Origin of the sequence: Allosphingosinicella sp. (assembly GCF_036402135.1) — a bacterium.
Classification (GTDB): Bacteria; Pseudomonadota; Alphaproteobacteria; order Sphingomonadales; family Sphingomonadaceae; genus Allosphingosinicella.
Map to the genome: position 1 here is coordinate 75,764 of NZ_DASWTN010000018.1, position 8,621 is coordinate 84,384.

10 protein-coding genes and 1 pseudogene are annotated in these 8,621 nt (G+C 60.9%); 5 read left to right on the top strand and 6 right to left on the bottom strand.

Features of this window, described 5'->3' with window-relative positions:
- Nucleotides 1-11 precede the first annotated feature (11 nt).
- Nucleotides 12-488, top strand: a complete 477-nt coding sequence (locus tag VGD10_RS05310) for a hypothetical protein (RefSeq protein WP_331039759.1) — start codon at nt 12-14, stop codon at nt 486-488.
- 1 nt (nt 489) lies between these two features.
- Here the strand turns inward: VGD10_RS05310 and VGD10_RS05315 are convergent, their stop codons facing one another.
- The 3 genes from VGD10_RS05315 to VGD10_RS05325 all read right to left on the bottom strand — a co-directional run bounded on the left by VGD10_RS05315 (nt 490) and on the right by VGD10_RS05325 (nt 1,807).
- Nucleotides 490-897, bottom strand: coding sequence for a GIY-YIG nuclease family protein (locus VGD10_RS05315; protein ID WP_331039760.1), 408 nt, complete (start codon nt 895-897; stop codon nt 490-492).
- A complete protein-coding gene (locus tag VGD10_RS05320) occupies nt 894-1,346 on the bottom strand; it encodes a tyrosine-type recombinase/integrase (protein ID WP_331039761.1) in 453 nt (150 codons plus the stop codon). The genes VGD10_RS05315 and VGD10_RS05320 overlap by 4 nt, the downstream gene beginning before the upstream one ends.
- Before the next feature lie 86 nt (nt 1,347-1,432).
- Complete coding sequence (locus VGD10_RS05325; RefSeq protein ID WP_331039762.1) at nt 1,433-1,807, bottom strand: integrase arm-type DNA-binding domain-containing protein; 375 nt, start codon at nt 1,805-1,807, stop codon at nt 1,433-1,435.
- Between the two features lie 699 nt (nt 1,808-2,506).
- Here VGD10_RS05325 and VGD10_RS05330 point away from each other — a divergent pair.
- The 4 genes from VGD10_RS05330 to VGD10_RS13345 all read left to right on the top strand — a co-directional run bounded on the left by VGD10_RS05330 (nt 2,507) and on the right by VGD10_RS13345 (nt 6,393).
- Nucleotides 2,507-2,911: a spore coat U domain-containing protein gene (locus tag VGD10_RS05330; RefSeq protein ID WP_331039763.1), complete on the top strand. Its 405-nt coding sequence runs from the start codon at nt 2,507-2,509 to the stop codon at nt 2,909-2,911.
- 81 nt (nt 2,912-2,992) lie between these two features.
- Nucleotides 2,993-3,649, top strand: a complete 657-nt coding sequence (locus tag VGD10_RS05335) for a fimbrial biogenesis chaperone (protein WP_331039764.1) — start codon at nt 2,993-2,995, stop codon at nt 3,647-3,649.
- Nucleotides 3,630-5,975 carry a fimbria/pilus outer membrane usher protein gene (locus VGD10_RS05340; RefSeq protein WP_331039765.1) on the top strand — a complete coding sequence of 782 codons (2,346 nt, stop codon included), beginning with the start codon at nt 3,630-3,632 and terminating at the stop codon, nt 5,973-5,975. Before VGD10_RS05335 ends, VGD10_RS05340 begins: the two co-directional genes overlap by 20 nt.
- On the top strand, nt 5,962-6,393 hold the full coding sequence (locus VGD10_RS13345; protein WP_414639502.1) for a Csu type fimbrial protein: 432 nt from the start codon (nt 5,962-5,964) through the stop codon (nt 6,391-6,393). Before VGD10_RS05340 ends, VGD10_RS13345 begins: the two co-directional genes overlap by 14 nt.
- Before the next feature lie 118 nt (nt 6,394-6,511).
- Here the strand turns inward: VGD10_RS13345 and VGD10_RS05345 are convergent, their stop codons facing one another.
- The 3 genes and pseudogenes from VGD10_RS05345 to VGD10_RS05355 form a co-directional block, all read right to left on the bottom strand.
- A complete protein-coding gene (locus VGD10_RS05345; protein WP_331039766.1) occupies nt 6,512-7,399 on the bottom strand; it encodes a hypothetical protein in 888 nt (295 codons plus the stop codon).
- A gap of 14 nt (nt 7,400-7,413) precedes the next feature.
- Complete coding sequence (locus VGD10_RS05350) at nt 7,414-8,100, bottom strand: uroporphyrinogen-III synthase (protein WP_331039767.1); 687 nt, start codon at nt 8,098-8,100, stop codon at nt 7,414-7,416.
- Nucleotides 8,097-8,621, bottom strand: a pseudogene (locus tag VGD10_RS05355) (hydroxymethylbilane synthase); the annotation flags it as partial. The pseudogene VGD10_RS05355 and the gene VGD10_RS05350, both read right to left, overlap by 4 nt.

Here is an 8,621-nt window from a genome sequence, read left to right on the forward strand (position 1 = left end):
TGCGGGCGAACATGTCTCATCGTTGGAGCGCGCTGATCGGGCTGACTGCGATAACCACTCCCGCTGTCGCCGCCGACTATCTCACCGAAGTGACGAGTCAGGTCTACCAAACGCCGGGGACGCCGAAGGAGATCGCGACCCGCGCTCAAACTTGCATCGCGCAGAACCTGCGTCCCGGCACGGGGAATGCGCCGCAGATTGTGAGCAGTGACCTCGATAACGGCATTATCGTCGCGCAGAGCGCGCTCGAAGTCGGGAGCTTCCCTGTGTGGAAACTGCGCAGCCGCTTCACATTCGAGGCACGCGAGGGCCGCTTCCGCATCACTCAAACCGGCCTGGAATGGTTTAATGATACGGGCACCGGAGTATGGCTAGGCATCGGCAAATGGTGGGGATCGCCATGGAAGAAGGCCGAGGCAGCTTATGCGGCGTCTGCCGATGCTGTGGCGCAGTGCGTGATCGCAGGTCCAAAGAAGGACGTTTGGTGAGCTAGGCTCCGAGCCGGTGCGGATCGTTGGCGAAAGGCGGCTTGCCGTGCGCCTGCCGGAAGGCCGCGATCAGCTCTGACTCGACCTCGACCGGCACTCGTCCCGGCGTTTCCTTCCAAGCGACACGTAACGCTTCTACACTCGGAAGCCGCCAGATCAGACGACCGCCCCAATGGCCAATCGGTTTGCCTTCGCCGAAGTCAGCAAACTGCGTGAGGCGGCGCCTTAGCTGGTCTGCCTTACCGATATAGACGACTTCCGCGCCCTCAACCCAGTTAGCCAGCAGGGCCGAGCGCGGAACGGTCGGGTCTTTGCCTTTGAACCAGCCGCCGCAGCTTCGCTCAACGAAAGCTGCTGGGCCGTTGTAGGTGATCACATAGACCCCGCCTGTGGAAGGACATGCGCTCATCTTGATCGCCGGGAAGGGAACCCAGCCGAGGAATCCAGCTGCTTCCAATGCGGGGCGAAGACCCATTGCTTGTGCATCCCCTTCATCGACTCGATCACGGCGCGGTGTTCGTCGAGCAACGGCAGATGAAACGGGCGGTTCGACTTGTTCTCGCGGATGAATAGCCGATCCGGGAGGACGCGGGACCATTCGAGACGGCAGGCCTCTGTCTTGCGCAGGCCGGTGAGCAAGCACAGCAGGTAAATTTGCCGGTGCGTCGGATTGTCGAGCGCATCGACCGCCTTCTTCCATTTAGCAAGGTCGCGGATCGCGCCGTTGCGCTCGTTGGCTTCGGTGAACCACTTTCCGCGCAGGGCGATGGTCGGGCAGACGGGGAGGACGGCCTTCTCGTACTCGGCGAGCGCGTAGTTATAGACGCTGCAAAAGGCGCGCAGTGTGTCGTTCGCCATCGTCTTGCCTTCCTTCCCGAGCGTCGAGTGCTTAGTGCGTATCATCCCGCGCGTCAGGTCGCGTAGGGGCTGATCGAGCCAGTCCTTCAGGCGAAACTCGCAAGCTCGCTTGACGTAGGTTTTGTGCTGTTCGCAGGCGCTCGTCGCATCGAGATAGCCGTCGAGCGCGCATTTCGCAGCGTCGGGTTCTCGCGTTCGAGGTATCGAGCTTCGCCGCGCCGCATTCCGTGGATCACGTCTTCGGCGGCTTTGCGAGCTTCCGGCACGTTGATGTCCGGGTGCCGCCCAAGGAAGACCTTGTGCGTTTTTCCGCGAACGTCGCGCTGGGCGTAAAAGGATCGGGACTGCTTCACGATCACTACGGAGAAGCCCTTGAGCTTCGCGTCTGTGAAAACGAGCCGGCCCGAATCGGGCGGGGTGAGGCGACGGAGCGATTCTTCAGTGATGTTGAGTACGGCCAACTGAGTTCTCCTGCGTAGGAATTGCGTAGGTTTTCCGTTGCAACAGCGCACAGTTCGTTACACCGCTGCGGATCATTTTGTGCAGGAAACTCAGGTACTTCTACAACCGGATACAACGACAGACAGCTCGCGATTTCAGGTTGCCAAGGTTGGGGTCGAGGGTTCGAATCCCTTCGCCCGCTCCAGTTTTCCAGCCTCAGAAAAATCGCTGCCGACCGTGTTGGATTGGCCTGTGCGGCTTGAGATTCGGCCTTGGGAAGGATCAGCTATATGGATTTAGGGCGGATGGCCCCTAAGTCTCAGCCGGACAACAGAAAGAGAGTCTCACCGAAACCTGAATCAGGCTTTCAAATTCTCAATTAACTAAATAGCTTAGAAACAGTCCCATGCTGTTCCTGCCGCTCGCTATAAACCTATCGGCCGAACCCCTTGACAATAAAAAGAATATAATTGAGGTATTGTGCCGCCGAGATGAGCGGGGGCTCAGGATCTCGGCAATAGGTGGGGGTTTCAACTGCAAGGTAATTGGATCGTGTGCGGCTAATGCCGCAGGCGATATCGCGCCTGCGCAAGTTGATCACCCTGGGAACAGGAGTGATGATGACTAATCGTCTTAGATATATACTGCCTGCACTCGCGTTTGTTGCCGCGACTATTCCAAGTGCGGCCTCAGCGACAGACGTTCCAGGTACGCTTAGTGTGACTGCGAACGTATCAAGCAATTGTATCGTCAGCACGACGCCCGTTGCTTTCGGATCTGTCTCGCCCGGAACTTCAAAAGATGCGGCGGGCGGACTCACTATCACTTGCACGAACGGCACTGATTGGACCGCGAAGTCCGACATCGGCGGCGGCGCGAATGCCACGTTCGATGCCCGCACGATGATCGGCGGCGCTTTCGGCGAGGAGATGGTCTACTCGCTTTATAAGGATGCCGCCCGGACGACTGTCTGGGGCGACGGCACCTCAAGCACTGAGACCATCTCGGGCACGGGAACCGGAACGGCGCAGAACGTGGCCATATATGGTCGTGTAGCCTCCGGTCAGACTGCTCTGACGGTCGGATCCTATTCCGACACCGTAGACGTCACCATAACCTACTAAGCGGAGCGGGCCGCCATGTCTCTTATTCGCCTCCTACGAGGATGGCGGCCCCTTTCGGCTGCCCTCGGAACAGCCTTTGCGATGCTGATCAGCGAGCCTGCGTTAGCAAGCTCGATCGAGGTTAACCCTATAAAGGTCCAGATCGCCGCCATCGGAAAAACGGGCGCCGTCACTGTGACGAACCGAGGCCACAAACCGGTAACGCTGAAGGCGAAGGGCCAAAGCTGGCGGCAGGTGAATGGGTCAGACGTGTTTGCCGATGTGCCCGACCTGATCATTTCTCCGCCGGTCGCAACCGTCATGCCGGGTCAGTCCCAACTCATGCGCGTCGGCCTCCGATCGAAGGCTCAGAACGACAGCTTCTATCGGATCCTCATCGAAGAGGTGCCGCAGATAGATCCCGAAGATGGAGTGCGGGTTTCGCTCCGGTTCAACCTTCCACTTTTCGTCGCTCAAAAGGAGGCGAAATCCCTGTCGAAGGTAAGTTGGAGCGTCAAAGAAGATGCCGCCAATGAGAGGGTGATATTGGAAGCAAGAAACAACGATACTCAGTATGTTGATGTAGATGCTGCCGATGTTTCCGCTCAGGCCGGCGTGCAACTGAAGGAAAAGTATCACTTTGGAGTGATTCTCCCAGGAAGTTCAAAACGGTGGCTGCTCGAGAGAGCGTCGATTGCCGGCCCGGTCCAGTTTGCGTCGATCAAGGAGCGCGCGCCCGGTGCGGACGCACCTCGGTAAACTCTGCCTCTGCGCGGCGATTCTGCTGTCGTCGGCTATGGCGTCGGCGGCCGAGCTGCCGAGCCAGACGCTCGGCAGTAAAGCGCTGACGCCGATATATCTTGATGTCAGCATAAACGGCCGGCCAGATGGAGAAGCTCAGCTTCTCCTAAGTGACGATAAAGGACAGTTTTATGCCAGCGCCCGCGCGTTCAAAACCTGGCGATTGAGGCTGCCTGCCGAGCGCCCCGTCCAGTATGAGGGCGACAGTTACTACCGGCTCGCCCCTTCCCAATCTCTCGTGACGTCCATGTCTTCAGCCGATCAGTCGCTTCACATTCAGGCGGCTCCGGCTCTGTTCGAGCGTAAGGAAGAGAGCTTCGACAGTTCAGAGTTGATGCCGATGACCCCGGCGGGGATTGGCGGCTTTTTGAACTATGATCTGGTTGGTGAAAGGTCGCGCCATGAAACCGGCCTTAACGGTGCGGCTGAGATGGGCTTTTTCAGTTCGGCGGGGGTGTTCAGCACCACCCTTATAGGCCGCACCAGTTCCACGTCCGGAACCAGCGTGTCTCGCCTGGAGACGAATTGGACGATCGATCGGCCGGGGACGATGAGCACACTACGGATCGGCGATACCATCTCTGCCGGCGGTCCGAGCGCCCCTCCGGTTCGCTTCGCCGGCATTCAATTCCAGCGCAACTTCAGGATTCGGCCGGGTTTCGTATCGGCTCCTCTCCCGACGATCAGCGGCGCGGCGGCTTTGCCATCCACCGTAGATATCTACGTGAACAACAACTTGCAGGGTTCGCGCGAGGTGGAGCCTGGGCCGTTCGCCATCAGGGATATTCCTATTCAGTCGGGCGGCGGCAATCTCACACTCGTTCTGCGGGACGCGTTGGGCCGCGAAACGCTATCCACCCAATCCTACTATCTGTCAGGCAATCAGCTGCGAAAAGGGCTCCACGATTTTTCGTACAGTGCCGGCTTTCTGCGCAACAATTTCGCCTCGAAGAGTAATGACTATGGCGAATTCCTTGTGCGGGGATCGCACCGCTACGGATGGACCGACAATTTTACCGTCGAGGGACATGCGGCGGCGAGCCGTTCCAATCAGCAAGCAGGCATGGCCGCGGTAACCGCAATCCCCGGGCTCGGAATTGTCGATACGTCTTTCTCGCTTAGCAGCTCCGCGCAGGGGAAGGGAGCGGCCCTCGGCATTGGCATAGACCGGCGGAGCAGGAGCTTATCCTTGGGCTTACGCACCGAGATGGCGACCGCTGGTTATCGTTTTCTCGGAATGGAGAAGGATGAACAGGTTCCTGCCTTCACCGCGCAGGCGTTCGCCGACTTCAAGATCCTCAACGGGATCGGCGGATTGAACTATGTGCGCCGCGACTACCGGCACAAGGAGGATCAATCCCTTGCCGGCGCCTTCTACTCAGTAGATTTACGGCATCTTGGTCACCTTCGCTTGTTTGTGCAAAGATCGGTCGGCCGAGGTCAACGGAATACGGTCGTCGGTGGTTTTCTGACTGTAGCGCTAGGCAATAACGCGAGCGGTTTCGTTCGGTCCGAATATGATGCCCGTTCCAAGCTGAGAGGGAGCATTTCGTTCGAAAGGAGCGCCGCAACCGAATTGGGCAGCGCCTATGGGGCATCTGCGGAGTTCGGCAGCCTCAATAGAGGTCAAGCACATTACTCCATCAACACGCCGGTGGCTTCTTATGGAGTGGAAGCCGCAACGGGATCTGGACAAGCGGCCATCCGGCTTTCCACGAGCGGCTCGTTAGGTTTCATAAGCGGCCGTGCCTTCGCGTCGCGACGACTGGGCGATAGCTTTGGTCTGGTGAAGCTGGATGGTCTTCGCAACGTTCACATCTATGCCGACGGCAATCTCGTGGGCCGAACGGATAGGGCCGGAACTTTGGTCATCCCGCGGATGAGGCCGTTCGAACGGAACATACTTCGCCTTGAAGATGCAGACCTTCCCATTGATGTCGTGACCCAGGGAACCGAGGTTGCAGTGCGTCCCTATGGCCGAAGCGGGAATGTCATCACGTTTCCCTTTCATCGCGAACGCGGAGCCATTCTGGTCGTCAGGCTTGAGGATGGCACAGCCCTTCCTGCTGGTACGCGGTTGCTTTCCGTCAGGAGCAATCAAGAGTTCCCCGCAACATCGGGAGGGGAAGTTTACGTCCCCGAATTGGTGGGAAGATTTTCTTTGCAGGCAGTCGTGCGCGGCAGGCGCTGCACCGTTAGCGGCAACATCCCCGCGAACGCTGATCCGCAGCCGCGCATCGCAGGTTTGATTTGCAGGGAGGAAGCGCAGCATGCGTCGAATTAGCTGGGGGGTGGCGCTTGGCGCCCTTATATCCTCGCCCGCAGGGGCAGCCTGTTTCCTGGCTGTTACGCCGATCACCTTCGATTATAATCCGATATCGGCGGTTACCTCGACGGCGAGCGGTCAAATCCAGGTGACTTGCACTCTCTCGTCCGATTCAGGCGTGGTTTACCTGAGCAAAGGCGACTCAAACGATTACTCCCTTCGCAAGATGAGTGGGAAGGACAGCAAACTTAACTATAATCTTTTCACATCCAGCACTTATAGCCTGGTGTGGGGAGATGGCACTGGAGGCACAGGCACCCGAGCTGCGGCTGGCCGAACCACGACAATCCTGCCGGTCTACGGACGCATTCCTGGGGGCCAACTTGTAAGCGGTGGCTCCTATACAGACGCCATCATCATAACTTTCACGTACTAACTTCAACTGCGTGGCGGTTCTTGCTCCGCAAGGGCGACCCATTCGCCATGGCAGCCGTCGGATTGGTTTGCCCGTGTTCGAGCGAGATCACATATGTGGCGGAAGGAAGTCAGGTCCCTTAGAAAGCTCTGATTGCCGCGGGCGATGCGATCGCCGCAGGCGTTGCCGCTGGCAGCGCCGGTGCGGCTTGCGGCAGGCGCGGCTCGAGGAGCGCGGCGGTTTCGATCGTGTCGAGCGCGCGGCGGGCGGCGACGTAGCGACGCGCGTCCGCAATCCATTCCGGCGCATTGTCGCGGCCGGGCATCCGCAGCACTTCGGCAAGCGCCACATCCACCTGGCCGGCTTCCAGCCGCCGCGTCGCTCGGCGGAGGCGTTCGGCGGGCATGGTTGAAGGGGTTCCCTCCCTCCGCACGGTGACAAGATCGGCCAGTTCGGCGCGGAAGGCCGTCCACCAGCCTTGGTTGCGCCCGACACCGGTCAGAGAGGGGCCGGAGTCGATGAGGCCTTCCTGAAGGTCCTCCAGCGTCACCGGCTGGCGGGAGGCAGTGATGATCGTCGCCACCGCCTGCCGCTGGTTGGCGCCGAAGCGCTGGCGGAGAAGGGCCTCGATATAGCCGAGGCTCACCCCCCGATCGAGCGCGCGGCGAGCGGCAAAGGCCACCAGCAGTCCCTCGGCCCGGTCCGCATTACCGACGGCAGCCCGCGACTGGACGTCGATCTGGGCGATGCGCTGCTCGAGCTGCGCCACGCGGCGCTGCATTTCAGGGTCAATCAGCAAGGTCTGAGGCGTTTCGCCTGCGGCGAGCGGTGCCTGTGCCGGCTGCTCCTGTTGGGACGGCGCTGCGGCAACCGGCTGAACGGGCGCGGGCGAAATGCCCAGGAAGGTCGCCGCCGCGTCCCAGCGGCTGAGAAGCCAACCCATCAGCGCGATCCCCAAGATGAACGCGACGAGCGGGAGGATCAGTGTCGAGAGCCATCCGCGCCGCCGCGCCGGGCCGGTCTCCATGGATCGGTAATCCGTCATAGGGCGCGTTTGTGGCACAGCTTGGCGGCAAGCTCCAGCAAAGCCTCGTCGCGGGGCGCCGGGGCCACATGCTTCACCTTCCACCCCTCACCTGCCGCTTCTAATGCGGCTCCGCTTATGCTGAGGATCGATATCGCGTTTCGCGAGATACTCGTGGCATCGGCAAGCGTCGCGAACTGGTACGCGGCACGGGGCGAATGCAGCAGGGCAAGTGCACCATCCTTCAAGGCGTCACTGGCCTCAGCGGGAAGTTCATCAACAGCCTCCGCCGCATAGACAGCGATGGTTTCGATGCTGATCTCCGGATGAGACAGCGCCATGTGGTCGCGTCCCGTCAAATGGAGCAGATGCCTCGCTCCAGCGCCGGCGGCGAGTTCCAACAGCGCCCTTCCATCTGAGGGGCCGGTTTTAATGTCGGTGAAGCCCGCCTCCATTGCCGCCTCGGCAGTGGTTTCGCCGACGGCGTAGCAGGTGAGATGGCGGCACGGCTCAAGGCCCCCGAACCCGAGGGCATTGGCGCTCGTGACGAGGAGGCCGTCGAAGGAAGAGGCAGGAGGCGGGGTCCATTCGAGCCGCCGGATCTGGAACAGCGGTGCAACGACGCTTTGCAGACCGAGCGCACCGGCACGGGCGGCGGTGCGGCTTGCACCCGGCTCCGGCCGCAAGATGAGGATGTCGCTCACCCGTTGAACAGGGCCCTGAGTGCGGGCGAGGCGCGGTTCAGCAGGATGTGGGCGAGGGCCAGCGGCGACTCCGCATCCTCGACGTGAAATGTGACTTCCTCGCGCACCGCCTCGCTGCCGTCATTGGTGAGGATCTCCGCGCGGAGCCGGATAATGCCGTCAGTGCAGGTCGCGAGCGCCGCAACTGGCGAGCGGCAATTGCCGCCGAGGCCCTCGAGCAGCTTTCGCTCGGCGGCGATACAACGATGGGTCGACAGGTGATCAATAGCGGCGACAACACGCGCCGTTTCTTCGTCATCGCTCCGGACCTCTATGCCAACGGCACCTTGCGCGGGCGCGGGCAGCATGTCGCGGATCAGTGTTCCGACCTCCCCCATGCCAAGCCTGTCCAGCCCCGCCGCGGCCAGCAGCGTCGCGTCCGCCTCCCCCCGTTCCAGCTTGGCGAGGCGAGTCTGCACGTTGCCGCGGATGGTGACGATCTGGAGGTCCGGGCGCCGGGCGAGGATCTGCGCGGCCCGGCG

Coding starts and splice junctions, on each gene's coding strand:
- VGD10_RS05310 (WP_331039759.1), top strand. CDS start 12: ATGTCTCATCGTTGGAGCGCGCTGATCGGGCTGACTGCGATAACCACT.
- VGD10_RS05335 (WP_331039764.1), top strand. CDS start 2,993: ATGCTGATCAGCGAGCCTGCGTTAGCAAGCTCGATCGAGGTTAACCCT.
- VGD10_RS05345 (WP_331039766.1), bottom strand. CDS start 7,399: ATGGAGACCGGCCCGGCGCGGCGGCGCGGATGGCTCTCGACACTGATC.
- VGD10_RS05315 (WP_331039760.1), bottom strand. CDS start 897: ATGAGCGCATGTCCTTCCACAGGCGGGGTCTATGTGATCACCTACAAC.
- VGD10_RS13345 (WP_414639502.1), top strand. CDS start 5,962: ATGCGTCGAATTAGCTGGGGGGTGGCGCTTGGCGCCCTTATATCCTCG.
- VGD10_RS05320 (WP_331039761.1), bottom strand. CDS start 1,346: ATGGCGAACGACACACTGCGCGCCTTTTGCAGCGTCTATAACTACGCG.